We start from the raw sequence: 25250 nt of genomic DNA, 5'->3' as shown, positions 1-25250 counted from the left end.
AATAAGGGGGCTTCAGACATGAGCAATCGTTTGCGTCACTTTCGTCAAACCCTGACCGCCGCGGCGCTGGCCGCAGCATTGGCGGCGCCGCTGGCGCTGACCGTGCCCGGCGTCGCCGCGGCGCAGGAGCGCGGCGGCACGATGAACATCATCGTCCAGCCGGAACCGCCGATCCTGGTGCTGGGCCTCAACCAGCAGGGTCCGACGCAGACGGTCGCCGGCAAGATCTACCAGGGACTGCTGACCTTCAGCTTCGACCTGAAGCCGCAGCCGGAACTGGCGGAGAGCTGGGAGGTTTCGCCCGACGGCAAGGTCTACACCTTCAAGCTGGTGAAGAACGCCAAGTGGCACGACGGCAAGCCCTTCACCGCCCACGACGTGGTCTTCTCCACCTCCAAGTTCCTGATGGAGACCCACCCGCGCGCCCGCGCCACCTTCTCCAAGTGCGAGAAGATCGAGGCGCTGGACGACTACACCGTCCAGTTCACGCTGAAGGAGCCGTTCGGACCGTTCCTTCAGGCTTTCGAGGTGTCGTCGGCCCCGATGATGCCGAAGCACATCTATGAAGGCACCGACTTCAAGGCCAACCCGGCCAACGCCACCCCGATCGGCACCGGCCCCTTCAAGTTCAAGGAGTGGAACAAGGGCTCCTACATCCATCTCGTCCGCAACGACGAGTATTGGAAGGCCGGAAAGCCCTATCTGGACGACATCTATTTCCGCGTGATCCCCGACGCCGCCTCGCGCGCCGTCGCCGTGGAGCAGGGCACCGTCCAGCAGACCCAGTTCAACGACATCGAGACCTTCGACGTCCCGCGCCTGAAGGGTCTGCCCAACGTCGAGATGACGACCAAGGGCTACGAGTTCTTCGCGCCGCTGTCCTGGATCGAGATCAACACGCGCAACAAGCCGCTGGACGACAAGCGCTTCCGGCAGGCGATGATGCACGCCATCGACCGCAAGTTCATCCGCGACAAGATCTGGTTCGGCCTCGGCCGCCCGGCGACCGGCCCGGTGAACTCGGTCACCCGCTTCCACGAGCCGAACGTCCGCAAGTACGACTACGACCCGAAGAAGGCCGAGGCGCTGCTTGAGGAGGCCGGCTACAAGAAGGGCGCCGACGGCACGCGCGCCAAGGTCCGCCTGCTCGTCATGCCCTACGGCGAGACCTGGACCCGTCTCGGCGAGTATGTGAAGCAGGCGATGAAGCGCGTCGGCGTCGACGTGACGCTGGAGACCACCGACGCCGCCGGCTGGGTCAACCGCGTGTCCAACTGGGACTACGACCTGAGCTTCAACTTCGTCTACCAGTACGGCGACCCGGCGCTCGGCGTGTCGCGCACCTACATCTCGGACAACATCCGCAAGGGCGTGATGTTCTCCAACACCATGGGCTACGCCAACCCCGAGGTGGACAAGCTGTTCGCCCAGGCCGCCCAGACCAACAAGGACGAGGAGCGCCAGCAGCTCTACTCCGCCGCCCAGAAGATCCTGGTCGAGGACGTGCCCGTCGCCTGGCTGCTGGAGATGGAGTTCCCGACCTTCGTGGACAAGCGCTTCAAGAACGCCGTCACGACCGCCATCGGCGTGAACGAAAGCTACGACAGCGTCTACATGGTCAAGAAGTAAGAAAAGGGAGCGGTTGCCCCCACCCTTCCCGCGGCTCGCGCCGCGGGCCCCTTCCCTCCCCCGCCTCCGGCAAGGGAGGGAGTCAATCCCCTCCCCTGCGACAGCGGGGGAGGGTTAGGGAGGGGGCAGCACGCACCCGGGAGTGACAACATGCCCCGCATCGCCCTATTCATCTCACAGAGGCTGGTGAAGGCGGTCTTCGTCGTTCTGGCGATCGCCGTGTTCAACTTCTTCCTGGTCCACGCAGCGCCCGGCGACCCCGCCGCGGTGATGGCGGGCGAGGCCGGGGCCGCCGATGCCAAGTTCGTCGAACAGCTCCGCCAGCAGTTCGGCCTCGACCGGCCCCTGTACGAGCAGCTCGGCACCTACATGGCCAAGGTGGTGCAGGCCGACCTCGGCTATTCCTACCGCCAGCAGCGTCCCGTCTTCGACCTGCTGATGGACCGCCTGCCCGTCACCCTGTCGCTGACGCTGACCGCCTTCGTGCTGGCCCTGCTGGGCGGCGTGGCGCTGGGCACGCTGGCGGCGATGCGCGCCGGCACCTGGTCGGACACCGCCATCACCGTGGTCGGCCTGACCGCCTACGCGACCCCGATCTTCTGGATCGGGCTGATGCTGATCCTTCTCTTCTCGGTCAATCTCGGCTGGCTGCCCGCCTTCGGCACGGAAACCATCGGCGCCGGCTACACCGGCTGGGAGGCCTTCGTCGACAAGGCCCGGCACCTCGTGCTGCCGGTGACCACGCTCGGCCTCTTCTACATGGCCGTCTACACCCGGCTGACCCGCGCCTCGATCCTGGAGGTGCGCGACATGGATTTCGTCAAGACGGCGCGAGCCAAGGGCCTGCCGGAATGGCGCATCGTGTCGGTGCACATCCTGCGCAACGCCATCCTGCCCGTCATCACAGTGGCGGGGTTCCAGGCGGGCCACCTGATCGGCGGTTCCATCCTGATCGAGACCGTCTTCGCGCTCCCCGGCATCGGGCGCCTCGCCTTCGAGGCCGTGTTGCAGCGCGACTATCAGGTGCTGCTCGGCATCTTCCTTCTGACCTCGGTGGTGGTGGTGGTGTTCAACCTGCTGACCGACCTGATCTATTCCCTCGTCGATCCGCGCATCGAGGTGGCGCCATGACCGCCGCGGCCATCACGCCTTCCCGCAAGGGCTCGGGCTTTTGGGGCGCCTTCGCCCGCAACAAGGGCGCGGTGATCGGGCTGGCCTTCCTGACCCTGATCATCCTGATGGCGGCCTTCGCCGACGTGCTGTACCCGGACAGCCCATGGGACATGACCGCGATGCCCTTCCAGCCGCCGCTGTCGGAGGACGCGCTGCTCGGCTCCGACACGCTGGGCCGCGACATCGCGGCGGGCATCGCCCACGGGGCGCGGGTGTCGCTGCTGATCGGGCTGACCTCGACCGCTGTCGCCGTGCTGATCGGCGTGTTCCTGGGGGCCGTCTCCGGCTTCTACGGCGGGCGCGTCGACGATCTGGTGATGCGCTTCACCGAGCTGTTCCAGACCATCCCGAACTTCGTTCTGGCCGTCGTGCTGGTGGCGATCTTCACGCCCTCGCTGACCTCCATCGTGCTGGCCATCGCCATCGTCTCCTGGCCGCCGCTGGCGCGGCTGGCGCGCGGTGAGTTCATGAGCCTGCGGAGCCGCGAGTTCGTGCACGCCGCGGTGACCACCGGCCAATCGAACATGACGATCATCTGGCGCCAGATCCTGCCCAACAGCCTGTCCCCGATCATCGTGTCGGCCTCGCTGATGGTGGCGACGGCGATCCTGCTGGAAAGCTCCCTCTCCTTCCTCGGGCTCGGCGATCCGAACCTGATGAGCTGGGGCTACATGGTGGGCGCCGCCCGCACGGTGATCCGTCAGGCCTGGTGGATGAGCTTCTTCCCCGGCATCGCGATCCTTCTGACCGTGCTCGCCCTCAACCTCGTGGGTGAGGGGCTGAACGACGCGCTGAATCCCAAGCTGGCGCGAAAGGGCCGTTCCTGATGACCGAGACGCCTCTCCTCGACGTCCGCAACCTGACCATCGCCCTGCCGCGCGGCGCCGACCGCCCGCACGCGGTCGAGGACCTGACCTTCACGCTGGAGCCCGGGGAAATCCTCTGCGTGGTCGGCGAGTCCGGATCGGGCAAGTCGATGACCGCGCACGCCGTGATGGGCCTGCTGCCCAAGGCGGTGACGGTGTCGTCCGGCGAGATCCGCCACCAGGGCACCAACGTGTTCAGCCTGCCGGAGCGCGACCAGCGCGCGCTTCGCGGCGGCCGCATCGCCATGATCTTCCAGGAGCCGATGACGGCGCTGAACCCGCTGATGCGGGTCGGCGACCAGATCGACGAGGTGCTGCGCTACCACACCACGCTCGACCGCGCCGCCCGCCGGGCCCGCGTCGTTGAGCTTCTCGCCTCGGTCGGCCTGCCGGAGCCGGACCATCTGCGCCGCAGCTACCCGTTCCGCCTGTCGGGCGGCCAGCGCCAGCGCGTGATGATCGCCATGGCGCTGGCGGTCGAGCCGGACATCCTGATCGCCGACGAGCCGACGACCGCGCTCGACGTCACCACCCAGAAGCAGATCCTGGAGCTGATCCAGGACATCCAAGCCAAGCGCCATATGGGCGTGATGTTCATCACCCACGACTTCGGCGTGGTGGCGGAGATCGCCCACCGCGTGGCGGTGATGCAGCGCGGCCGGATCGTCGAGATCGGCACCGCCGAAGAGGTCCTGAACCACCCGCGGCACCCCTACACCCGCCAGCTCATCGCCGCCGTCCCGCACCTGATCGAGCACCGCGAGGACATCACCCACGCCCGCCAGCCGGTGCTGACGGCCGAGAAGGTGTGCAAGACCTTCCACCTCGGCGGCGGCTTCTTCACGCCGGGGCGCAAGGTGGTGGCGGGTGACGACCTGTCGCTGACCATCCACCAGGGCGAGACGGTCGGGCTGGTCGGTGAATCGGGCTCCGGCAAATCGACGCTGGGGCGCTCCATCGTCGGCCTCATCAAGCCGGATTCGGGGAAGATCCTGTTCGAGGGGGTCGATCTTCTGTCGCTGTCGCGCCCGGCCTTCCGGCCCTACCGGCGGCATGTGCAGATGGTTTTCCAGGACCCCTACGCCTCGCTGAACCCGCGCCACACCGTGGGCGACATCATCACCCAGGGGCCGGTGGCCTTCGGCGAGGACCGCCGCAAGGCGCTCGACAAGGCCAAGGCACTGTTGAAGCTCGTCGGGCTCGACGCCTCGGCGGCGGAGCGTTTCCCGCACGAGTTCTCCGGCGGGCAGCGCCAGCGCATCTCCATCGCCCGCGCCCTGGCGCTGGAACCGAAGCTGCTGGTCGCCGACGAGCCGGTGTCGGCGCTCGACGTGTCGGTGCAGGCGCAGGTGCTGGACCTGCTGGAGGATCTGCGGCACCGGCTGAACCTGTCGATGCTGTTCATCACCCACGACCTGCGCATCGCCGCCCAGATCTGCGACACCATCGCGGTCATGCAGAAGGGCCGCATCGTCGAGATCGGCCCGGCGAAGGAGGTGTTCGGCAACCCGCAGCACGCTTACACGCGCACTCTGCTGGACGCCATCCCCGGCAAGGGCTGGACCATCCCGGAGGACGTGATTCCGGTGACGCGGCGGTCGGCCGCCCTGCGCAACAGCGCCTGACGGGGCGGGCATGAAGGTCGCCGTCATCGGGGCCGGGGCGGTCGGCGGGCTGATCGCCGCGCGGCTGACCGCCGCCGGGCTGCCGGCCTCGCTGGTCGCCCGGCGGCGGACGCTCGACACGCTGCGGCGCGACGGGCTGACGGTCGAAGGACCCTCGGGCCGTCCGGTGACGGTGCGGCCCGAGGTAACCGACGACACGCTGGCGCTCGGCCCGCAGGACGTGGTGGTGCTGGCGGTGCCCGCCCCCCTGCTGACCGACGTGCTGGACCTGCTTCTTCCCCTGCTGGGGCCGAAGACGCGGTTGGTGCCGATGGTCGGCGGCGTCCCCTGGTGGTACCCGGCGGACGGGTCTCTCGGAGGCCCCCTGAAGGCGATCGATCCGAAGGGGCTGCTGTCGGACGCCATCCCGGCGGACCGCATCGTCGGCGCCGTCGCCCGCGTGGCGGTGGAGCGGCGGACGCCCGGCTACCTGCGGCATCTGGGCGGGCTGCGGCTGGCCCTCGGCCCGGTGGCGGGACAGGAGGACGTCAAGGATCTGGCGGCCCTGTTCGGAGCGGGCGGCTTCAACGCGCTGGCCGTGCCGGACATCCGGGCGGAGGTGTGGACGGCGCTGCTGGCGCCCTTCGCCTTCGGCCTGCTGGGCCTCGCCACCGGGAAGACGGCGCAGGAGATCGCCCACGACGACGCGCTCCAGCCCAGCTTCGCCGCGGTGGTGGAGGAACTGCTGGCCCTGTCGGCGGCGCTCGGCCATCCGGCGACGGCGAAGGTCGAGGACGTCTGGACCATGGCCCAGCATCCAGGCCGCATCCGTCCGGCGCTGCGCGCCGACGTGGTGGCGGGCCGTCGGGCGGAGATCGAGGCGGTGCTGGATGCGCCGCTGGAATTGGCAAAAAGGGTGGGGCTGAGCCTGCCCACGGCGACCGGGCTGCTGACCGCGGTTCGCGCTGAGACTCAACAATAATTCGAAATTGGGATCGGGATAGCGACCATGTCTGACCTGCGCATCGACGGCGACCGCCTGTGGCGGACCCTGATGGACCTCGCGACGATCGGCGCGACGCCGAAGGGCGGCCTGTGCCGGCTGGCGCTGACCGACCTCGACAAGGAAGGCCGCGACCTCTTCGTGCGCTGGTGCGAGGAGGCCGGCTGCACCGTGACGGTGGACGAGGTGGGCAACATCTTCGCCCGCCGTCCGGGCCGCAACCCCGACCGTCCCGCCGTCTGCATGGGCAGCCATCTGGACACCCAGCCGACCGGCGGCCGCTTCGACGGCATCTACGGCGTGCTGGCCGGGCTGGAGGTCATCCGCAGCTTCAACGACCAGGGCATCGAGACGGACGCCCCCATCGACCTGATCGTCTGGACCAACGAGGAGGGCGCGCGCTTCTCCCCGCCGATGCTCGGGTCCGGCGTGGCGATGGGCGTCTTCACGCTCGACCATGTGCTGGACATCCGCGACACCGACGGCGTCCGCCTGGGCGACGAGCTGGCGCGCATCGGCTACAAGGGCGAGGTCCCGGTCACCGGCCACGCCATGGGCGCCTATTTCGAGGCGCACATCGAGCAGGGCCCGGTGCTGGAGGCCGAGGACGTCGAGATCGGCGTGGTGACCGGCGCGCAGGGCCAGCGCTGGTACGAGGCGACGGTGACCGGCCGTGAATCCCACGCCGGGCCGACGCCCATGCGCCTGCGCCGCGACGCGCTGGCCGGTGCCGCCGTGATGATGGAGGCGGTGGAGGCCATCGCGCTGGAGGTCGGCGGCGACGCCTGCTCGACCATAGGGCGCGTCCAGGTCCACCCGGACTCCCGCAACGTCATTCCCGGCCGCGTCTGGTTCACCATCGACCTGCGCAACCCGGACCCCGACGCTCTGGCCCGCATGGACGCGCTGCTGCGCGAGCGGCTGGCCGCCATCGCGGACAAGCGCGGCCTGACGCTGGAGCTGACCGACTTCTGGGCCTTCCCCACCACGCCCTTCGCGCCGGAGCTGGTCGGCCATGTCCGCCGCTCGGTGGAGCGGCGCGGCCTCAGCCACCGCGACATCGTATCCGGGGCCGGCCATGACGCGGTCTATGTCGCGCGCAAGGTGCCGACGGCGATGATCTTCATCCCCTGCGAGAACGGCCTCAGCCACAACGAGGCGGAGAACATCAAGCCCGAACACGCCGCCTCCGGCTGCGCGGTGCTGGCCGACGCGGTTCTGGCGACCGCCGGGTAACATCCATCTCTCCCTCTCCCGTCCCGGGAGAGGGTGCCCGCGACAGCGGGCGGGTGAGGGTACCGCCGAGAATCAGCGCCTTGATCCTCGGACGACCCTCACCCGGCGCCTTGCGGCGCCACCCTCTCCCCAGAGGGGAGAGGGAATTCATTCATTCCGGGAGCCTTTCCAATGCGCTACGTCTTTGCCGAGGCCCAGTTGCGCCATCGTCCGCCGACCTTCCTGGTGCGCGGCCAGCCGAAGCCCTCGCCGGAGAAGGCGGAACGGGCGGAGGCGCTCGTCGGCTCCCTGCGGGCGCGCGGCGTGACGGTGGAGGAGCCGCCGTCCTACGGCGCCGGCCCGCGCGCGGCGGTCCATTCCGCCGACTATCTGCGCTTCCTGGAAACCGCCTACGCCCGCTGGTCGGCCCTGCCCGACGCGTCGGAGGTCATCGTTCCCAACGTCCACCGCAACACCGACATGGCCGAATACCCCACGGGCATCGTCGGGCAGGCCGGCTGGCACATGGCGGACACCGCCTGCCCCATCGGCGCCGGCACCTGGGAGGCGGTCTGCGGCGGCGCCGACACGGCGGTCCACGCGGCGCTGATGGTGGCGAGCGGTCAGGAGCGCGCGGCCTACGCCCTGTGCCGTCCGCCGGGACACCACGCGTCCCGCGACATGGCCGGGGGCTTCTGCTACATCAACAACGCCGCCGTCGCCGCCCAGGCGATGCTGCCGGTGCTGGCCCAGCGGGGCCGCGCGCCGCGCGTCGCCGTCTTCGACGTGGATGTCCATCACGGCAACGGCACGCAGGCGATCTTCTACGAGCGCGACGACGTGCTGGTCGTGTCGATCCACGGCGACCCCAACAACTTCTACCCCTGGTTCGCCGGCTACGCGCACGAGCGCGGCAAGGGCCGCGGCCTGGGCAGCAACCTGAACATCCCCCTGCCCATGGGCACCGAGGAGTCCACCTTCCTCGACGCGGTGGACGGGGCGCTGACCCACATCGCCGCCTTCGGGCCGGAGGCGCTGGTGCTGTCGCTGGGCTTCGACACCTACGTCGGCGACCCGCTGGCCTTCTTCAAGGTGACGACGCCGGGCTTCGCCACGCTCGGGCGCAAGATCGCCGGCGCCGGCCTGCCGACCGTGGTCGTGCAAGAGGGCGGTTACGATTGCGACGCGCTGGCGGTGAATCTCGCCAGCTTCCTGGACGGTTTCGAGGGCGGACTCACGGAGGCGGCACGATGACCAGCGGAGAAATTTTGGGCGCGGAAATCCCAGGCGCAGAAATCCTGGTCCGGACGCTGGTGGCGAACGGAGTCGACACCTGCTTCGCCAACCCCGGCACGTCGGAGCTGCACGCGCTGGCCGCCTTCGACAGCATGCCCGGCGCGCGCTGCGTGCCCACGCTGTTCGAAGGCGTGGCGACGGGCGCGGCGGACGGCTACGCCCGCATGACCGACCGTCCGGCGGCGACGCTGCTGCATCTCGGGCCGGGGCTGGCGAACGGGCTGGCCAATCTGCACAACGCCCGGCGCGCCTGCGTGCCGATGGTCAACATCGTCGGCGACCACGCGACGTGGCACCGCGGCGTCGACGCGCCGCTGACCTCCGACGTCGAAGGCTTGGCGAAGCCCATGTCGGCCTGGGTGCGCACGGTGCCGGACGCCGCCTCGGTCGCCGCCGACACGGCGGAGGCTATCCGCGCCGCCCTGACCCCGCCCTGCGGCGTGTCCACCCTGATCCTGCCGTCGGACTCCTCCTGGGACGACACAGCGGCGGCGGATCCGACCATCGTCGCGCCGCCGGCCCCCACCGCCCCGGACGCCGACGCCCTGCGCGCCGCCGCCGACGCCCTGCGGAGCGGGGAGCGGGTGGTCGTCCTGCTGAACGGCCGCGCCACGCGGGCGGAGGGGCTTGCCCTGGCCGGTCGGATCGCCGCCGCGACCGGCGCCAAACTCTACGCCCACACCGGCGCCACCCGCATCGAGCGCGGGGCGGGCCGGGTGACGGTGGAGCGCTTCCCCTACCCCATCGACCTTGGCATCGCCGCGCTGGCCGGGGCGAAGCACGTCGTCCTGATCGGCTCGGGCGAGCCGGTCGGCTTCTTCGGCTATCCGGACAAGCCCAGCCGTCTGGCGCCGGAGGATTGCCGCATCCACACCGTCGCCCCGCCGGGCGCGGACGCCCTCGCCGCCCTGCGCTGGCTGGTCGAGGCGGTGGGCGCCGCCGGCACACCGGTTCCGGTGCAGCCGCTCGCCCCGCCCGAACCGGCGACCGGCACGCTGACCGCCGACAGCGTCGGGCAGTCCCTGGCGGCCCTGCTTCCGGAGGGGGCCATCGTGGTGGACGAGGGGATTTCCTCCAGCCCGATGGTCTACGCGGCCTGCGCCGGGGCGCGCCCGCACGACTGGCTGACCATCACCGGCGGGGCCATCGGCATCGGCATGCCGCTGGCGCTCGGTGCCGCCATCGCCTGCCCCGACCGCAAGGTGGTGACGCTCCAGGCGGACGGAAGCGGTATGTACACGCTCCAGGCCCTGTGGAGCCAGGCGCGCGAGCGGGCCGACGTGGTGACCATCATCTTCGCCAACCGCCGCTACGGCATCCTGCAATGGGAGCTGGGCAACCTCGGCTTCCGGGACATGGGGCCGAACGCCCGCAACTGCACGGAGCTGGGCCGCCCGGACCTCGACTGGGTGGCGCTCGCCCGCGGCATGGGGGTGGAGGGCGGACAGGCCAGCGACGCGGAGAGCTTCAACCGCCTGCTGACGACCGCCTTTTCCCGCAAGGGTCCCTTCCTGATCGAAGCGGTGATCTGAACAGGCCCTCTCCCGTCCCGGGAGAGGGAGGGGTCCCATGGCGCAGCCATGGGGAGGGTGAGGGTCCGGCACGAAGACGACACTGATTCTTGGATTGACCCTCACCCGCCCGCTAACGCGGGCACCCTCTCCCGGGACGGGAGAGGGGATCGGGGAGAGGAAGAAACAACAGGGAGGACAGCATGACCATGCCCAAGAAGAGCGCGCGCAAAGTCATCATCACCTGCGCGGTCACCGGTTCCATCCACACGCCCAGCATGTCGCCGCACCTGCCAGTGACGCCGGACCAGATCGCGGCGGAGGCCATCGACGCGGTGGAGGCCGGGGCGGCCATCGTCCACCTGCACGCCCGCGACCCGGAAACCGGCCGCCCGACCCAGGACCCGGATCTGTTCCAACGCTTCCTGCCGCGCATCAAGCAGGCGACGAAGGCCGTGGTGAACATCACCACCGGCGGCAGCGCCGCCATGACGGTGGAGGACCGGCTGCGCCCCGCCGCGCAGTTCCAGCCGGAGGTCGCGTCGCTCAACATGGGCTCGATGAATTTCGGCCTGTTCCCCATGCTGAACCGCTTCAGCGCGTTCCAGCACGATTGGGAGCGCACCTATCTGGAGAACAGCCGCGACCTCGTCTTCAAGAACACCTTCAAGGACATCGAGCACATCCTGAAGACCTGCTCCGGCAACGGGACGCGCTTCGAGTTCGAGTGCTACGACGTTTCCCACCTCTACACGCTGGCCCATTTCCTCGACCGCAAGCTGGTGACGCCGCCGCTGTTCGTGCAGTCGGTGTTCGGCATCCTGGGCGGCATCGGTCCGCATCCGGAGGACGTGATGCACATGAAACGCACCGCCGACCGGCTGTTCGGCGACCAGTATGTGTGGTCGGTGCTGGGCGCCGGGCGCAACCAGATGCCCATCGCCACGCAGTCGCTGGCCCTGGGCGGCAACGTGCGCGTCGGGCTGGAGGACAATCTGTGGGCCGGTCCGGGCCGCCTCGCCACCTCCAACGCCGAGCAGGTCGCCATGGTCCGCAAGCTGATCGAGGGGCTGGCCCTGGAGGTCGCGACGCCGGACGAGGCCCGCGCCATGCTGTCCCTGAAGGGCGGCGACGCGGTGACGTTCTGACCGGGAATAACCCTCTCCCCGGAGGGGAGAGGGGATTTCAAGATACGACCACCCCACACCCGGAATCCCATGCCATGATAAGCCGCGCTCGGGCGCTGGATCTGTCGCTGGTGGGTCTCATCAGCGTCTGCTGGGGCCTGAACTGGCCCGCCGTCAAGATCATCCTCACCCAGATCCAGCCCTGGACGCTGCGCAGCCTGGGCTTCGCCGTGGGAGCGGCGGTGCTGTTCGCCTACGCGCGGTCGCGCGGGGAATCGCTGGCCGTGCCGCGCGGGCAGCGCTGGCCACTGGCCGCCGTCGCGCTGCTCAACATGGCGGGCTTCAACATCTGCTCCGCCTTCGGGCAGATGAACATGGCGACCTCGGGCGCGGCCATCATCGCCTACACCATGCCGGCCTGGGCGACGCTGCTGGCCATTCCGATCCTGGGCGAGCGTCCGGGGCCGCGCCAGTGGATGGGGCTGGCCTGCGGGCTGACGGGCTTGGCCGTTCTGCTCGGCCCCGATCTGCTGCGGCTGGGCGCCCTGCCGCTCGGCCCCGCCTTCATGCTGACCGGCGCGCTGAGCTGGGCGCTGGGCAACGTCCTGATCAAGCGGACGGCCTGGACCATGGGGCCGAACGCCATCACCGGCTGGCAGTTCGCCATTTCCCTGCCGGTGGTGCTGCCATTCGCGTTGGCGCTCGACCCCGCCCCGACGCTGGCGCTGGAGCCCCGCGTGCTGGTCGCGCTGGTCTTCCACATCCTGGTGGCGATGGTCGGCGGCTACCTGCTGTGGTTTGCCATCGTGCGGCGGCTGAGCGTCGCGCAGGCGTCGGTCAGCTCGCTGATCGTGCCGGTGATTGGCGTGACCGGCGCCATCGTCGTTTTGGGGGAGACGCCGCCGCTGCGCACCTACGCCGCGCTGGCGCTGATCCTCTGCGCCGTCCTGCTGGTCGTGATGGTGCGCGACAAGCGGCCCGCGCCCACCCCGGCGCCGGTCACGGCGGAGCCGCGGGGGGCAGGTTCTCCCTGAAGATGACCTCGATGCGCGGCGGTTCCACGCCGTGCATCGCCTCCCGGCCCACGCGCAGATTGGCGAAGACGGCGGCACAGCTCATCAGGGCGCTGCGCGGGTCCTGGGTGATCACCGCCTCCATCGTGCCGTCGATCAGCAGCGCGCGCGTCTCCGGCGTGAAGCCGTGGCCGATGAAGACGACCTCGCGCTCCCGCCGCGCCTCCTTCAGCGCGCGGGCCACGCCCTCCGCCCCGCCGCCGATGGTGTAGATGCCGGCGAGGTCGGGGTGGTGGCTGAGCAGCGTCCGCGTCTGCCGGTAGCTCTTGGCCTCGTCGTCGTGGGCCTCGCGCAGCCCCACCACCTCGATGGCCGGGGCCATCTCCTTCAGGACGTTGAGGAAGCCCAGCTCGCGGTCCTCGTGCGCGCGGTAGCTGAGACTGCCGGCGATCATCGCGACCTTGCCCGCCCGCCCGCCGAGGAAGCGCGCGAACAGGTAGCCCGCCGTCCGCCCCGCCGCCCGGTTGTCGAGCCCGACATAGGCGGCCCGCCGGCAGTTCTGCACGTCGGAAATCAGCGTCACCGTCGGCACGTTGCGCGCCGCCAGTTCGTTCACCGCCTCGCGCACCGCCGGATGCTCCAGCGCCATGAAGGCGACCCCGTCCACCTTGCGCCAGTGCTGGAGCAGGCTGCGCGCCAGCAGGTCGGGGTTGAAGCTCTTGATGAATTCCACATGCGCGCGGATGCCCAGCGGGGCCAGCGCCGCCTCCGACTGGCGGATGAGCTGGCCGAGCCGCGTCAGGTAGCGGTTCGTCCCGTCCGGCAGCAGGAAGGCCAGCCGCAGCGGCTTGGGTCCCAGCGCCGCACCGATGTCCGATTCCGGGATGTAGTCCAGCTCCGCCGCCGCCTTCATCACGCGCTGCACCGTCGCCGGGCGCACGCCGGGGCGGTGGTTCAGCACGCGGTCCACGGTGGCCGTGGAGACGCCGGACAGCCGCGCGATGTCGGCGATCCGCGGCAGTCCACGGGCATTCTCGGGCCTCGTCTCGAAGGGTGCGGCGACGGCGTCCGCATCATCCTGCATCACGGTTCAAAACCCTCCTATCCCATCAAATCACATCATCATTCGCGTTTGACACCGGCCATTCGCGCACATACCGTCCAACCAACAATCACCGTCAAACATCAAACTACATCAACGTTTCCTGGGAGGAAAGCATGAACCCGCTCTCGCGCCGCACGATGCTCAAGGGGTTGGCCGCCACTCCGGCGATCGGAATGGCTGCCGGGTTGGCCGCGGGGGCCGGCACCGCCACGCTGATCGGCGCGCCGCGCATCGCCCGCGCCGCCGAGTTCGACTTCAAGTACGGCAACAACCTGCCGCTGACCCATCCGCTGAACGTCCGCTCGCACGAGGCGGCGGAGCGCATCCGCCGCGAGACGAACGGCCGCGTCGATATCCAGATCTTCCCGAACAACCAGCTCGGCGGCGACACCGACATGCTGTCGCAGGTGCGCAGCGGCGGCATCACCTTCTTCACGCCCTCGGCGCTGGTCATCGCCACGCTGGTCCCGGTGGCCGCCATCAACGCCGTCGGCTTCGCCTTCGCCGACTACGGGCAGGTCTGGTCCGCCATGGACGGCAAGCTGGGCGAGCATGTGCGCGGCGCCATCTCCAAGGTCGGCCTGCACGCCTTCGAGAAGATGTGGGACAACGGCTTCCGCCAGATGACCAGCGGGGCCAAGCCGATCCAGACCGCCGCCGACATGGACGGGCTGAAGATCCGCGTGCCGGTCAGCCCGCTCAGCATCGCCATGTTCAAGTCGCTGTCCGCCGCCCCGGCCAGCCTGCAGTTCTCGGAGGTCTATTCCTCGCTCCAGACGCGCATCGTCGACGCGCAGGAGAACCCGCTGCCGATCATCCAGGTCGCCAAGCTGTACGAGGTGCAGAAGTACTGCGCCCTGTCCAACCACATCTGGGACGGCTTCTGGTTCATCGCCAACGGGCGCGCGTGGCGCGGCCTGCCCCCCGACCTGCAGAAGATCGTCTCCACCGCGATCAACGACGCCGGCGTGCAGCAGCGCGAGGACATCAAGGCGCTGAACCAGTCGGTGCAGGCCGACCTCCAGTCCAAGGGCCTGGCCTTCAACCAGCCGTCGCCCGACAGCTTCCGCGCCAAGCTCCGCGACAGCGGCTTCTACGGTGAATGGAAGGGCCGCTTCGGCGACGAGGCCTGGGCGCTGCTGGAAGGCGCCGTCGGTAAGCTCGCCTGACGAACGAACGGCAGTGGACAACACGGGAAGGGAGGGTGCGGCTTTGTCTCACCACGCGACGGCGCTCGACGAGGGCGGCGCCATGCCAGGGGCCGCGTCCGGCGGTTCCTGGACCGATCGGCTGGACCGCGGCCTCGCCGCGACGGTGGAGGGTGCCGCCGCCCTCATCGTTCTGGCCGAGATCGCCATCCTGCTGGCCGGGGTGACGGCGCGCTACGTCTTCCATGCGCCGCTGGTGTGGTCGGACGAGCTGGCCTCGATCCTCTTCCTGTGGCTGTCCATGCTGGGCGCCGTGGTGGCGCTGCGCCGCGGCGAGCATATGCGGATGACCGGTCTGGTCAGCCGGGTCGGCCCGACCACGCGCGCCCTTCTGGAGACGCTGGCGATCACGGCCCCCATCGCCTTCCTGGCGATGATCCTGCACCCCGCCCTGGACTACGCCATGGAGGAGCAGTTCATCGTCACCCCGGCGCTGGAGATCAGCAACGCTTGGCGCGCGGCGGCCCTGCCGACCGGGCTGGGGCTGATGGCGGTGGTGGCGCTGATCCGGCTGATGCGGATGCGCAACCTCCGGATCACGCTCGCGGCGGTCGCGCTGACCGCGGCGGTGACCGTGGCCTTCTGGCTGGCCGGCCCGCTGCTGAAGCCGCTGGGGCAGGCCAACCTCGTCATCTTCTTCGTCGGCGTGGTCGCCGCCTGCGTGTTCGGCGGCGTCCCCATCGCCTTCTCCTTCGCGCTGGCCACCTTCGGCTATCTGGCGCTGACCACCTCGACCCCGCTGCTCGTCATGGTCGGGCGGCTGGACGAGGGCATGTCGCACCTGATCCTGCTGGCGGTGCCGCTGTTCGTCTTCCTCGGCCTGCTGATCGAGATGACCGGCATGGCCCGCGCCATGATCCAGTTCCTCGCCAGCCTGCTCGGCCATGTGCGCGGCGGCCTGTCCTACGTGCTGATCGGGGCGATGTATCTGGTATCGGGCATCTCCGGCTCGAAGATCGCCGACATGGCGGCCATCGCGCCGGTGCTGTTCCCGGAGATGAAGAAGCGCGGCGCCCCTCCCGGCGACCTCGTCGCCCTGCTGTCGGCGACCGGCGCGCAGACCGAGACCATCCCGCCCTCCATCGTCCTCATCACCATCGGCTCGGTCACCGGCGTGTCCATCGCGGCGCTGTTCGCGGGCGGCCTGCTGCCGGCGGTGGTGCTGGGTGCCGCCCTCTGCGCCGTCGTCTGGTGGCGCTACCGGCATGAGGATCTGAGCCACATCCGCCGCCCGCCGGCGTCGGAGATCGCCCGTCTGGCCGTGGCCGCCCTGCCGGCCATCCTGCTGCCCTTCGTCATCCGGGCCGCGGTGGTGGAAGGTGTCGCGACGGCGACCGAGGTGTCGACCATCGGCATCGCCTACTCCACCCTCATGGGCCTGCTGGTCTACCGCCAGTTCGACTGGGCGCGGCTGAAGCCGATGCTGATCGAGACGGCGTCGCTGACCGGGGCGATCATCTTCATCGTCGGCTGCGCCACCGCCATGGCCTGGGGCCTGACGCAGTCCGGCTTCTCCCGCGCGCTGGCCCTGTGGATGGCCGACATCCCCGGCGGTGGCTACGGCTTCCTCGCCATCTCCATCGTCGCCTTCATCATCCTGGGCAGCGTGCTGGAGGGCATCCCCGCCATCGTCCTGTTCGGCCCGCTGCTGTTCCCCATCGCCCGCGACGCCGGGGTGCACGAGGTGCATTACGCGATGGTGGTGATCTTCGCCATGGGCATCGGCCTGTTCGCCCCGCCCTTCGGCGTTGGCTACTACGGCGCCTGCGCCATCAGCAAGGTCAGCCCGGACGAAGGACTGAAGCACATCTGGGGCTACGTCGCCGCCCTTCTCGTGGGCCTGATCGTGGTCGCCGCCATTCCGTGGATTTCCACCGGCTTCCTTCCCTACTGAGGCCCAGCCTTTCCGACCGATAGCCACGTTCCTCTTCGTCACCCCCGCGAAGGCGGGGGTCCAGGAAACTCCGCACTCAAGCACTTGAACGGACTGGATTCCCGCCTTCGCGGGAATGACGGGTGAGAGAAGCGGCAGGAGGTCAGGCGACCAAAGCAACGGCCGACGTCAGCGCTTTCGCGCCGGTCCCCCACAACGATAAATTCAGGAGTTCCTTCATGAGCCGATTTTTCGGCCAGATCCGGCAGGCTGGCTACGTCGTCGACGACATCGAGGCCGCCATGGACTACTGGAGCCGCACCTTGGGCATCGGCCCGTGGTTCTACAACGAGCGGGTTCCGATCAAGAACTACACCTACCGCGGGGAGCGGTACGAGGTTCACAACTCGGTGGCGCTCGCCAACTCCGGTCCGCTCCAGATGGAGCTGATCCAGACCCGCAACGACGCGCCGTCCATGTACCGCGACTTCTTGAAGGCGGGCCGCACCGGGCTCCAGCACGTCGCCTACTGGACCGAGAATTACGACGCCGACTTGGAGCGGCTGACCGGCCAGGGCTTCAAGCCGGTGATGAGCGGCGAGGTCGGCGAAAAGGGCCGCTTCGTCTATTTCGACACCGAGTACCACCCCGGCACTGTGATCGAGCTGTCGGAGGTCGCCGGGCCGAAGGGCAAGATGTTCGACCTGATCCGCAACGCCTCCCTCGACTGGGACGGCCGCGATCCGGTCCGGCCCTTCCCCGACCTCAGCCGCCTGTGAGCACCGCCATGCGCTCCGACCGCTTCGAGGCGACCTATCTGATCGAAACCCCGCTGGACCCCGCCAAGGTGGCGGAGGTCATGGCGGGGGAGCAGTCCTGCGGCACCTTCACCCGCGTCCACGGCGAGACGGACGACCTGCGCGCCCGCGCCCGCGCCGTGGTGGAGCGGGTGGAGGAGCTGGAACCCGCCGCCTCCCCCAGCCTGCCGAACACATGGCTGGAGCGGCAGAAGCGGCCCGGACCGTGGCGGCGCGCCCGCGTCACCATCAGCTTTCCCACCGGCAACGTCGGCGCCAACCTGCCGACGCTGGCCGCCACCGTTGCCGGCAACCTGTTCGACCTGGGCGAGGTCACCGGCCTGCGGCTCGACTCCGTGCGCCTGCCCGCCGCGTACCGCAAGGGCTTCGACGCGCCGCGGCACGGCGTGGCCGGCACCCGGCGGCTGACCGGGGTGGAGCGCGGGGCGCTGGTCGGCTCCATCATCAAGCCGAACCTCGGCCTGTCGGCTGAGGAGACCGGCGAGTTGGTCGGTACGCTCTGCGCCGCCGGGCTGGACTTCATCAAGGATGACGAGATCTGCGCCGATCCGGTCCACGCCCCGCTGGCCCAGCGCGTGCCGGCGGTGATGGACCGGGTGCGCCGCCACCAGGACCGCACCGGCAAGCACGTGATGGTCGCCTTCAACATCAGCGACGAGACGGACGCCATGCGCCGCCACGCCGATCTGGTGGAGCGCGAGGGCGGAAGCTGCGTGATGGTCAGCCTGAACTGGTGCGGCTTCTCCGCCGTGCAGACCCTGCGCCGTCACAGCGGCTTGGTGCTGCACGGGCACCGCAACGGCTTCGGCGCCCTGTCGCGCCACCCCAGCCTGGGCATTGGTTTCGACGCCTACCAGACGCTGTGGCGGCTGGCCGGGGTGGACCACATGCACGTCCACGGCCTCCAGGGCAAGTTCGCCCAGCCCGACGCGGAGGTCATCGACGGCGCCAAGTCCTGCCTCGCCCCGCTGGCCGAAGGCTGCGACGACGCGGTGATGCCGGCCTTCTCCTCCGGCCAGTGGGCGGGGACCGTGCCCGTCACCTGGGACGCGGTGGGGACGGACGACCTGCTGTTCATGTCCGGCGGCGGCATCATGGCCCACCCGGACGGCCCCGCCGCCGGCGTGACGAGCATCCGCCAGGCCTGGGAGGCGGTGCGCGAGGGCGTCGCCCTGCCCGACGCCGCTGCGACCCGGCCGGAGTTGAAGCGCGCCCTGGAGTTCTTCGGAGCCTCCAAGTGACGAGCCATCCGCCGCCCCGGCCCGGCCCCCGTCTGGGCTGGTATGGGGACGACTTCACCGGGGCCACCGACACGCTGGCCACCTTGGCGAAGGCCGGGCAGCGGGCGCTGCTGCTGCTGGAGATCCCCGACGCGGAGCGGCTGGCCGGCCTCGGCCCGCTGGACGCGCTGGGGATCGCCGGGGCGTCGCGGACCATGGAGCCGGAGGCCCTGCGGGCGGAGCTGGTGCCGGTGGGGCGCTTCTTCGCCGGGCTCGGCGTGCCGGTGATGCACTACAAGTGCTGCTCGACCTTCGACAGCGCGCCGCAGGTCGGCAGCATCGGGGCGGCGGTGGCGGCCCTGCGGCCCTTCTTCCCCAACCCCTTCCTGCCGGTGGTGGGAGGCCAGCCGAACATCGGACGCTATTGCCTGTTCAGCACGCTGTTCGCCGCGGCGGGCACCGGCGGGACGGTCTACCGCATCGACCGCCACCCGACGATGAAGGCCCATCCGGTGACCCCGATGACGGAGGCCGACCTGCGCCTCCATCTCGCCGCGCAGGGGTTGGAGGGGATGGGCGCCCTGCACTACCCGGATTACGGACTGGACACCGGGGCGCTGGACGAAAAGCTCGACCGGATTGTGGCGGCCGGTGCTCCCGCCGTCCTGCTGGACATCGCCCAACCGGCCGATCTGGCGCCCGCCGGGCGGCTGATCTGGGAACGGGCACAGCGCTCGCCCCTCCTGGCGGTCGGGCCGAGCGGCGTGGTCCAGGCGCTGGCCACCCAGTGGGAGCGCGACGGGGCGATCGGCGACGCGCCGCTGGCCGCCGCGGCGGGGCCGGTCTTCGTGCTGGCCGGCAGCCTGTCGCCGGTCACCCGCCGGCAGATCGCCGCGGCGAACTCCTTCCACCGGATGCCGGCGGACGCCGCCGCCCTGTGCCGCGACCCCTCCTACCGCGAGCGGTTGCGGAGCGAGATCGCCGGCCTGCTGGGCCAGGGACGGAACGTGCTGGTGTGGACCGCTCCGGCGGAGGGCGAGACGCCCGACACCGCCCAGTCCGCCGCCATCGCCGACGCCACCGCGGACTTTGTCGCCTCGGTCGCCCGCGCGGTGCCGCTGCGCCGCATGGGCATCGCCGGGGGCGACACCTCCAGCAAGGCGGTGAAGGCGCTGGGTCTGTGGGGCCTGTCCTACCGGACGGCGCTCAGCCCCGGCGTGACGGTCAGCCTGACCCACAGCGCGCACCCGCCCACCGACGGCGTCGAGCTGATGCTCAAGGGCGGGCAGATGGGGTCGGAGGACCTGTTCGAACGGCTGGTCCACGGGGGGTGAGCATCCCTGCTCCCCCTCCGCCCCCCAAGCGTCCGCAATGCCCCCTAGGTAGTCTTACGTACGCAAAGCCCCTTAGGTACAAGACCGAACTGCACAGGGTACCCCGCAGCGCATAACTTCGGCTCATCGAGCGGTTGCCCCACAGGGACGGGCCGCTTCCACGAACGCCGAGGGCCCCGACATGCACGCTCACACCGCCATCGCCGCCCAGCCGACGCGTGTTCCGCACGGCCATCAGGCCGCCGTGATGGCGATGCCGCGTGTCGCCCCCTCCCGTCCCGCCGCCGGCTTCGCCGCCAACGACATCGACCCGCTGGCCGCCATCGCCCAGTTCCGGGTGTTCGACCGCGAGCAGTCCATCTTCGCCGAGGGCGAGGCCGCCGACGCCGTCTTCCGGGTGGTGGATGGCATGATCCGCCTCTACAAGCTGCTGCCGGACGGTCGCCGCCAGATCATCGGCTTCCTCCAGGCCGGCGACATGGTCGGGCTGGCCTTCGCCGACCGCTACCTCTACTCCGCCGAGGCGATCACCGCCTCCACCGTCCAGCGCATCCCGCGCTGCCAGCTCGACGCCCTGCTGGACTCCCAGCCCGCCCTGGCCCGCCGGCTGCTGTCGGTCACCACCTCCGAGCTGGTGGCGGCGCAGGACCAGATGCTGCTGCTGGGCCGCAAGTCGGCGCTGGAGAAGCTGGCCAGCTTCCTGCTGGCGCTGAGCCGCCGGGCCGGTGCCGGCCGGGCCATCGCTCTGCCGATGAGCCGCTGCGACATCGCCGACCATCTCGGCCTGACCACGGAAACCGTGTCGCGCGGCTTCACCAAGCTGAAGACCTCGCGCCTGATCCGCATCCTGGACGGCGGCAGGGTCGAGCTGCTGGACGCCGAGGCCCTGGCCGATCTGGCCGAATGCGCCTGAAACCAAGCACGCTGATCACCCTCCGCAATCAAGGGAAATCCATTCGGCCGGCCGCAACGTACCCCTTACTCCCTTTGCGTTGCATTGTCAGGCCGAACCATGGAGTCCGTTCCCCACATCCTCGTGGCCGAGGATGAACGCCTCGAAGCCCTGGCCCTTGCCGACACGCTGGAAGGCCAGGGGCTGCGCGTCACGCTGACCCACAACGGGTTGGAAGCCATCACCGCCCTGGAAAGCGGCCCGGCGTCGCTGCTGATGACCGACCTGCGCATGCCGGTGATGGATGGCAACGAGCTGATTCGCCGGACGCGGGCGCGGCGGCCCGCCCTGCCGGTGATCGTCATGACCGCCGACAGCGGCGCGCTCCGGCACCCGGAATCGGACCGGCTGCGCGTCCTGCACAAGCCCTTCAGCTTCCAGGCGGCGATCGGCGCCGTCCGCGCCATGCTCGACCACGCCCGGTCCTTCGGGTAGAGCCCGGGTTCAGTCGTCGTCCTTGGGGGCGGCGTTGCGGGGCGGCGGCTCGATCACCGGACCGACCTTCACGCTGCGGGCGGGCAGCGGCACGATGTCGCCGATCGGCATGTAGGAGCCATCGCCCAGTTGTTGCGCCGGCTCCCACCGTCCCTCGACCTTGATCCAGCGGTAGACGTTGTTGCTGCTCATGTCGTCACCAAGAAATTTGGAAAGACGAAAGGGGCGGCGTTGCCGCCGCCCCTTCATCCAATACAAGGATCGTCCTTGCGGAAGGCTTACTCGGCCTTGCCGTTGACGGCGTCCTTGAGGGCCTTGCCGGCGGAGAACTTCGGCGCCTTGGAGGCGGCGATCTTGATCTCCGCACCGGTCTGCGGGTTGCGGCCCGTGCGCTCGCCGCGCTCGGCGATCTCGAACTGGCCGAAGCCCGGCAGCTTGACCGTCTCCCCCTTGACCAGCGCGTCCTGCAGGCTCTCCAGAACCGCGTCCAGCGCCTTGCCGGCGTCGGCCTTGGTGCCGCCCAGCTTGCCGGCGATCGCGTCGATGAGATCGGCCTTCGTCATTCCCTACTCCCCTTGTTCATGGAGGAACCCCAGCATTCTCCAGGGCTCCAGGCGCTTCTGACCTACTCCGCCCCGCGTCCGCGCGCAAGCCAATCCCGTGGCGATTTTTTCCCCCGGAGCGGATTAAGCCACGGCATGATCCGTATGCCGAGTGTGAAGAACCAATCCGGGACGGTGATGAAAGACGAGCTGGGACAGCATCTGGACGTTCTGCGGCGCTACGCCCTGGTCCTGATGCGCGACCCCGACCAGGCGGAGGACCTCGTCCAGGAGGCGCTCGTCAAAGCCATCGAGGGGGCGTCGTCCTTCACGGACGGGCGCGACCTGCGCAAGTGGCTGCTCGCCATCGTCCACAACACCTTCGTGGACCGCTGGCGGCGCCAGCAGGCCGAACGCCAGGCGACCGGCGAGCTCAGCTCGATGGTGGAGGAAGGCTCCCCGCCCGCGCAGTTGAGCCACGTCCATCTGGGCCAGACCATCGCGGCCCTGATGACCCTGCCGGTCGAACAGCGGGAGGCCCTGGTGCTCGTGGCGCTCGACGGCATGTCCTACCGGGACGCCGCCGAATGCCTGGGCATCCCCGTGGGCACCCTGATGTCCCGCCTGGGCCGTGCGCGCGACGCGCTGCGGGCCAAGACGGGCGGCGGGCGCCAGCCGGCGTCAGACCAGTCCGACCGCAACCCATCAGACCGGGTCCAGCGCCCCCCGTTGCGCGTGGTGAAATGACGATGAACGAACCGATCAGCGACATCGACCTGAACGCCTATGTGGACGGCGAACTCGACGCGCAGCGCCGCATCGAGGTGGAAGCCTACCTGGAGGCCAATCCGGAGGAGGCCGCCCGCGTCATGCACGACATGCGGGTGCGCGACGAGATCCGCCTGTTCATAGCCGGACCGGCCATTGAGAAGGCGGCGGCCGAAATGGTCGCCCCCGAACCCGCCGCCGACCCCACCGCCGAACCGCCTTCCACCCCGGCCCAGCCGGCGGTCGGTGCCGGCGCGCCGCTGCCGCGGCGCAAGCAGTGGGGAGCGCTATGGCGCCGCCCGGCGGCGGAGCTGATGAACCGGGCGCGGGCCACCAAGGGCTCGGGCCGCGGGCGGCGGGCGGTGGCGGCTCTGTGCCTCGTCGGGCTCGGCTGGACGGCGCACAGCGCGGTGTCGTCGCTCTCGGTCAATCCTGTCGCCACGGCCCACGCGGCCACCCACTACATCACCATCGCCGCCCAGACCCACCAGCAGGCGCTGCACAGCGGGATCGACTTCAAGCCCTTCGCCGACGCTGCCAATTCCCTGGTGAACCGGCTTGCCTCCGTCAACCCGGAGGTCGCGGTGCCGATCCCGCAGCTCGACATCGGGCAGGCGCCGGACGGGCTGCGCACGGTGGCCTGGGACGGCGGGGTGGCGGTGCAGGCGGCCTACCGCCACGGCGGGTCCGAGCTGATCACACTGTTCGCCAGCGAGGTCGACCGCTTCGCCGTCACCGAACCCCAGGCGGAGCGGATCGGCAACGTCTCGGTCGCCTACTGGCAGGTCGGGACGACGGTCTACGCGCTGTGCGGCGAACAGCCGGAAAAGGAGATCCTGGCCCACGCCCGCGACGCCCGCATGGCGTGGTTCTGAACCACGGTCCCGAGCCAGGCGCGCCAAACGACAAGCATCCGAACGACAAGCATCCGAAGGACATGGTGAGACAATGAGCGGACCCTTCTACGGCAACCAATTCGGCAGCGCGGCGCCGGCCTACGGCGCGGCGTTCGACGAGGGCCTGCGCAAGCACATGCTGCGGGTCTACAACTTCATGATGCTCGGTCTGGCCGTGACGGGCCTGGTGGCCCTGTTCGTGGCGAGCACGCCGGCGCTGTACGTGCCGATCTTCACGACCCCGCTGAAGTGGGTGGTGATGCTGGCGCCGCTGGCCTTCATCATGGTGCTGTCCTTCCGCTTCCACGCGATGTCGGCGAGCGCGCTGCAGGGGCTGTTCTGGGCCTTCTGCGCGGTGATGGGCGTCTCGATGGCGTCAATCTTCCTGGTCTTCACCGGGGCCAGCGTGGCGCGGGTGTTCTTCATCACCGCGGCGATGTTCGCGGCGATGAGCCTGTGGGGCTACACCACCAAGGCCGACCTGTCGAAGATGGGCTCGTTCCTGATGATGGGCCTGATCGGCATCGTCATCGCCAGCCTCGTCAACATCTTCGTCGGCTCCAGCGCGCTGCAGTTCGCCATCTCGGTGATCGGCGTGGTCATCTTCACCGGCCTGACCGCCTACGACACCCAGCGCATCAAGGAGGAGTACGCCGAGGGCTACGGCCACGAGGGCAACACCAAGCTCGCCGTCATGGGCGCCCTCTCGCTCTACCTCAACTTCATCAACCTCTTCCAGATGCTGATGCAGCTCATGGGACAGCGCGAGGAGTAAGGCGGCGCTTCCATCCGGCGCACCGCCTGCCGAGAAGGGCCGGCCGCTTCCCGCGGCCGGCCCTTTTCCTTTTTTATGGTTTAACGGTCGCCGGAGCGGCGTCCGGCTTGGGCGGATACTCCACCGACACGATGTGCAGGGAGTTGTTCGGGAAGGAGCAGGCCGCCTCCGGCGCCGCCTGGGACGCCGGATCGAAGGCGTAGGGACGGGGGGAGCGGCCGGCCGCCGCCCCCGCCCCAGCCGTCTGGACACCCGGCCCGGTCACCCGCGACGTCCAGGGTGCTCCGGTGAAGACGCCCGGCGTCGATTCCTCCGCCCACAGCCACAGCACGCGGGTGCCCACCGGCTGCGGCTGCGTGAAGGAATGCAGCACCCGCTCGCAAGTCTGCCGGTCCATGTTGTGGATCGCCCGTTCGACCACCGTGTTTTCCGTCCTGGGCGTCCATCGCGACAGCAGCAGCGAGCCGAGGGCCAAGCTGACCGCCACCCCGCCCAACGAGCAGGCGAGCACCAGCCGGAAACTGCCGTCGTCCTTTGCCATGCCCTGCCTCCGCCGTCGATTGCCCATGCCCCCCGCCGACATGCTCCACCCTCCTGTCCCGTTCCGCAAGGCCGCCCGGAACGCCGAAAAGGGGGCCACGCGCGTGGCCCCCTTTCGGTCGGTCCGCCGAAGCGGAGGTTACGGGCTGGCTGCCGCCGTGACCGGACCCGTACCCTGCCGGGCGGCGAGTTCGGCGTTTCGGGCATGGTGCTTGCGCAACATTGGCCGCAGGACCGCGATGGCGCAGAAGGCCGCGATGAGGTCCATGGTGGCGCAGATGTAGAGCACGGTCGCCCAGGTGCCGGTGGCTTCCATCAGCAGGTTGCCCAGCGGGACCAGGAGGGCC

Annotated in this window: 24 protein-coding genes and 1 pseudogene; 20 read left to right on the top strand and 5 right to left on the bottom strand. The window is 69.8% G+C overall.

What is annotated here, in order from left to right; all coding sequences use genetic code 11:
- Positions 1-18 precede the first annotated feature (18 nt).
- The 10 genes from DS837_RS25100 to DS837_RS25055 all read left to right on the top strand — a co-directional run bounded on the left by DS837_RS25100 (position 19) and on the right by DS837_RS25055 (position 12458).
- Complete coding sequence (locus DS837_RS25100) at positions 19-1629, top strand: ABC transporter substrate-binding protein (RefSeq protein ID WP_149167228.1); 1611 nt, start codon at positions 19-21, stop codon at positions 1627-1629.
- Positions 1630-1779: 150 nt separating this feature from the next.
- Positions 1780-2760, top strand: coding sequence for an ABC transporter permease (locus DS837_RS25095; RefSeq protein ID WP_149167227.1), 981 nt, complete (start codon positions 1780-1782; stop codon positions 2758-2760).
- Positions 2757-3629: an ABC transporter permease gene (locus tag DS837_RS25090; RefSeq protein ID WP_149167226.1), complete on the top strand. Its 873-nt coding sequence runs from the start codon at positions 2757-2759 to the stop codon at positions 3627-3629. Before DS837_RS25095 ends, DS837_RS25090 begins: the two co-directional genes overlap by 4 nt.
- Complete coding sequence (locus DS837_RS25085; protein ID WP_149167225.1) at positions 3629-5293, top strand: ABC transporter ATP-binding protein; 1665 nt, start codon at positions 3629-3631, stop codon at positions 5291-5293. Before DS837_RS25090 ends, DS837_RS25085 begins: the two co-directional genes overlap by 1 nt.
- A 10-nt stretch (positions 5294-5303) precedes the next feature.
- Positions 5304-6254: a ketopantoate reductase family protein gene (locus DS837_RS25080; RefSeq protein ID WP_149167224.1), complete on the top strand. Its 951-nt coding sequence runs from the start codon at positions 5304-5306 to the stop codon at positions 6252-6254.
- A gap of 27 nt (positions 6255-6281) precedes the next feature.
- Positions 6282-7511 (top strand): Zn-dependent hydrolase, encoded by a 1230-nt coding sequence (locus tag DS837_RS25075; protein WP_149167223.1) that lies wholly within the window; start codon positions 6282-6284, stop codon positions 7509-7511.
- Positions 7512-7682: 171 nt separating this feature from the next.
- Positions 7683-8744 (top strand): histone deacetylase family protein, encoded by a 1062-nt coding sequence (locus tag DS837_RS25070; RefSeq protein WP_149167222.1) that lies wholly within the window; start codon positions 7683-7685, stop codon positions 8742-8744.
- Complete coding sequence (locus DS837_RS25065; protein ID WP_149167221.1) at positions 8741-10318, top strand: acetolactate synthase large subunit; 1578 nt, start codon at positions 8741-8743, stop codon at positions 10316-10318. The genes DS837_RS25070 and DS837_RS25065 overlap by 4 nt, the downstream gene beginning before the upstream one ends.
- A 182-nt stretch (positions 10319-10500) precedes the next feature.
- Positions 10501-11445 carry a 3,5-dioxohexanoate:acetyl-CoA acetone transferase gene (kce, locus tag DS837_RS25060; RefSeq protein WP_149167220.1) on the top strand — a complete coding sequence of 315 codons (945 nt, stop codon included), beginning with the start codon at positions 10501-10503 and terminating at the stop codon, positions 11443-11445.
- Positions 11446-11519: 74 nt separating this feature from the next.
- The gene (locus DS837_RS25055; protein ID WP_149167219.1) at positions 11520-12458 is read left to right on the top strand and encodes a DMT family transporter; all 939 of its coding nucleotides are present in this window, start codon (positions 11520-11522) and stop codon (positions 12456-12458) included.
- Here DS837_RS25055 and DS837_RS25050 read toward each other — a convergent pair.
- A complete protein-coding gene (locus DS837_RS25050; RefSeq protein ID WP_211102411.1) occupies positions 12424-13521 on the bottom strand; it encodes a LacI family DNA-binding transcriptional regulator in 1098 nt (365 codons plus the stop codon). The two genes, DS837_RS25055 and DS837_RS25050, sit on opposite strands and share 35 nt — an antisense overlap.
- Positions 13522-13655: 134 nt before the next feature.
- On the opposite strand from DS837_RS25050, the gene DS837_RS25045 reads away from it, so the two are divergent.
- The 7 genes from DS837_RS25045 (at position 13656) to DS837_RS25010 (ending at position 21382) form a co-directional block, all read left to right on the top strand.
- Complete coding sequence (locus DS837_RS25045; RefSeq protein ID WP_149167218.1) at positions 13656-14711, top strand: TRAP transporter substrate-binding protein; 1056 nt, start codon at positions 13656-13658, stop codon at positions 14709-14711.
- A 43-nt stretch (positions 14712-14754) separates the two neighbouring features.
- Positions 14755-16644 (top strand): TRAP transporter large permease, encoded by a 1890-nt coding sequence (locus DS837_RS25040; RefSeq protein ID WP_247890123.1) that lies wholly within the window; start codon positions 14755-14757, stop codon positions 16642-16644.
- Between the two features lie 218 nt (positions 16645-16862).
- Complete coding sequence (locus DS837_RS25030; protein WP_035679790.1) at positions 16863-17402, top strand: VOC family protein; 540 nt, start codon at positions 16863-16865, stop codon at positions 17400-17402.
- Positions 17403-17410: 8 nt separating this feature from the next.
- The gene (locus DS837_RS25025) at positions 17411-18682 is read left to right on the top strand and encodes a ribulose-bisphosphate carboxylase large subunit family protein (RefSeq protein ID WP_149167217.1); all 1272 of its coding nucleotides are present in this window, start codon (positions 17411-17413) and stop codon (positions 18680-18682) included.
- Positions 18679-19995, top strand: coding sequence for a four-carbon acid sugar kinase family protein (locus DS837_RS25020; RefSeq protein ID WP_149167216.1), 1317 nt, complete (start codon positions 18679-18681; stop codon positions 19993-19995). The genes DS837_RS25025 and DS837_RS25020 overlap by 4 nt, the downstream gene beginning before the upstream one ends.
- A gap of 181 nt (positions 19996-20176) precedes the next feature.
- Positions 20177-20908, top strand: a complete 732-nt coding sequence (locus DS837_RS25015; RefSeq protein WP_114857017.1) for a helix-turn-helix domain-containing protein — start codon at positions 20177-20179, stop codon at positions 20906-20908.
- Positions 20909-21007: 99 nt separating this feature from the next.
- Positions 21008-21382: a response regulator gene (locus DS837_RS25010; protein ID WP_149167215.1), complete on the top strand. Its 375-nt coding sequence runs from the start codon at positions 21008-21010 to the stop codon at positions 21380-21382.
- A 9-nt stretch (positions 21383-21391) separates the two neighbouring features.
- Here DS837_RS25010 and DS837_RS25005 read toward each other — a convergent pair whose 3' ends face one another.
- A complete protein-coding gene (locus DS837_RS25005) occupies positions 21392-21574 on the bottom strand; it encodes a hypothetical protein (RefSeq protein ID WP_149167214.1) in 183 nt (60 codons plus the stop codon).
- 86 nt (positions 21575-21660) lie between these two features.
- Positions 21661-21945 carry an HU family DNA-binding protein gene (locus DS837_RS25000; protein ID WP_014241890.1) on the bottom strand — a complete coding sequence of 95 codons (285 nt, stop codon included), beginning with the start codon at positions 21943-21945 and terminating at the stop codon, positions 21661-21663.
- 177 nt (positions 21946-22122) lie between these two features.
- Here DS837_RS25000 and DS837_RS24995 point away from each other — a divergent pair, with 177 nt between their 5' ends.
- From DS837_RS24995 to DS837_RS24985, 3 genes are all read left to right on the top strand, one after another.
- Entirely contained in the window at positions 22123-22671 is a 549-nt protein-coding gene (locus tag DS837_RS24995; RefSeq protein WP_149167213.1) for a sigma-70 family RNA polymerase sigma factor, read from the top strand.
- Between the two features lie 2 nt (positions 22672-22673).
- On the top strand, positions 22674-23567 hold the full coding sequence (locus tag DS837_RS24990; RefSeq protein ID WP_149167212.1) for an anti-sigma factor: 894 nt from the start codon (positions 22674-22676) through the stop codon (positions 23565-23567).
- A gap of 73 nt (positions 23568-23640) precedes the next feature.
- Positions 23641-24363 carry a Bax inhibitor-1/YccA family protein gene (locus DS837_RS24985; protein WP_149167211.1) on the top strand — a complete coding sequence of 241 codons (723 nt, stop codon included), beginning with the start codon at positions 23641-23643 and terminating at the stop codon, positions 24361-24363.
- Positions 24364-24436: 73 nt separating this feature from the next.
- On the opposite strand, the gene DS837_RS24980 is transcribed toward DS837_RS24985, so the two are convergent.
- On the bottom strand, positions 24437-24904 hold the full coding sequence (locus tag DS837_RS24980) for a hypothetical protein (protein ID WP_149167210.1): 468 nt from the start codon (positions 24902-24904) through the stop codon (positions 24437-24439).
- Positions 24905-25042: 138 nt separating this feature from the next.
- A pseudogene (locus tag DS837_RS24975) lies at positions 25043-25250 on the bottom strand (oxalate/formate MFS antiporter); the annotation flags it as partial.

It is taken from the genome of Azospirillum brasilense, assembly GCF_008365405.1.
GTDB classification, from domain to species: domain Bacteria; phylum Pseudomonadota; class Alphaproteobacteria; order Azospirillales; family Azospirillaceae; genus Azospirillum; species Azospirillum brasilense_D.
Note: the sequence above shows the minus strand (reverse complement) of the source record. Positions and strands in the feature narration are given on the sequence as shown.

Bases quoted from the DNA above. Each gene is read 5' to 3' on its own strand.
- DS837_RS25080 (WP_149167224.1), top strand. From the start codon at position 5,304: ATGAAGGTCGCCGTCATCGGGGCCGGGGCGGTCGGCGGGCTGATCGCC.
- DS837_RS25095 (WP_149167227.1), top strand. From the start codon at position 1,780: ATGCCCCGCATCGCCCTATTCATCTCACAGAGGCTGGTGAAGGCGGTC.
- DS837_RS25025 (WP_149167217.1), top strand. From the start codon at position 17,411: ATGCGCTCCGACCGCTTCGAGGCGACCTATCTGATCGAAACCCCGCTG.
- DS837_RS24990 (WP_149167212.1), top strand. From the start codon at position 22,674: ATGAACGAACCGATCAGCGACATCGACCTGAACGCCTATGTGGACGGC.
- DS837_RS25055 (WP_149167219.1), top strand. From the start codon at position 11,520: ATGATAAGCCGCGCTCGGGCGCTGGATCTGTCGCTGGTGGGTCTCATC.
- DS837_RS25050 (WP_211102411.1), bottom strand. From the start codon at position 13,521: ATGCAGGATGATGCGGACGCCGTCGCCGCACCCTTCGAGACGAGGCCC.
- DS837_RS24985 (WP_149167211.1), top strand. From the start codon at position 23,641: ATGAGCGGACCCTTCTACGGCAACCAATTCGGCAGCGCGGCGCCGGCC.
- kce (WP_149167220.1), top strand. From the start codon at position 10,501: ATGACCATGCCCAAGAAGAGCGCGCGCAAAGTCATCATCACCTGCGCG.
- DS837_RS25065 (WP_149167221.1), top strand. From the start codon at position 8,741: ATGACCAGCGGAGAAATTTTGGGCGCGGAAATCCCAGGCGCAGAAATC.
- DS837_RS25085 (WP_149167225.1), top strand. From the start codon at position 3,629: ATGACCGAGACGCCTCTCCTCGACGTCCGCAACCTGACCATCGCCCTG.
- DS837_RS25100 (WP_149167228.1), top strand. From the start codon at position 19: ATGAGCAATCGTTTGCGTCACTTTCGTCAAACCCTGACCGCCGCGGCG.
- DS837_RS24995 (WP_149167213.1), top strand. From the start codon at position 22,123: ATGAAAGACGAGCTGGGACAGCATCTGGACGTTCTGCGGCGCTACGCC.
- DS837_RS25010 (WP_149167215.1), top strand. From the start codon at position 21,008: ATGGAGTCCGTTCCCCACATCCTCGTGGCCGAGGATGAACGCCTCGAA.
- DS837_RS25090 (WP_149167226.1), top strand. From the start codon at position 2,757: ATGACCGCCGCGGCCATCACGCCTTCCCGCAAGGGCTCGGGCTTTTGG.
- DS837_RS24980 (WP_149167210.1), bottom strand. From the start codon at position 24,904: ATGGCAAAGGACGACGGCAGTTTCCGGCTGGTGCTCGCCTGCTCGTTG.
- DS837_RS25070 (WP_149167222.1), top strand. From the start codon at position 7,683: ATGCGCTACGTCTTTGCCGAGGCCCAGTTGCGCCATCGTCCGCCGACC.
- DS837_RS25015 (WP_114857017.1), top strand. From the start codon at position 20,177: ATGCACGCTCACACCGCCATCGCCGCCCAGCCGACGCGTGTTCCGCAC.
- DS837_RS25045 (WP_149167218.1), top strand. From the start codon at position 13,656: ATGAACCCGCTCTCGCGCCGCACGATGCTCAAGGGGTTGGCCGCCACT.
- DS837_RS25075 (WP_149167223.1), top strand. From the start codon at position 6,282: ATGTCTGACCTGCGCATCGACGGCGACCGCCTGTGGCGGACCCTGATG.
- DS837_RS25000 (WP_014241890.1), bottom strand. From the start codon at position 21,945: ATGACGAAGGCCGATCTCATCGACGCGATCGCCGGCAAGCTGGGCGGC.
- DS837_RS25005 (WP_149167214.1), bottom strand. From the start codon at position 21,574: ATGAGCAGCAACAACGTCTACCGCTGGATCAAGGTCGAGGGACGGTGG.
- DS837_RS25030 (WP_035679790.1), top strand. From the start codon at position 16,863: ATGAGCCGATTTTTCGGCCAGATCCGGCAGGCTGGCTACGTCGTCGAC.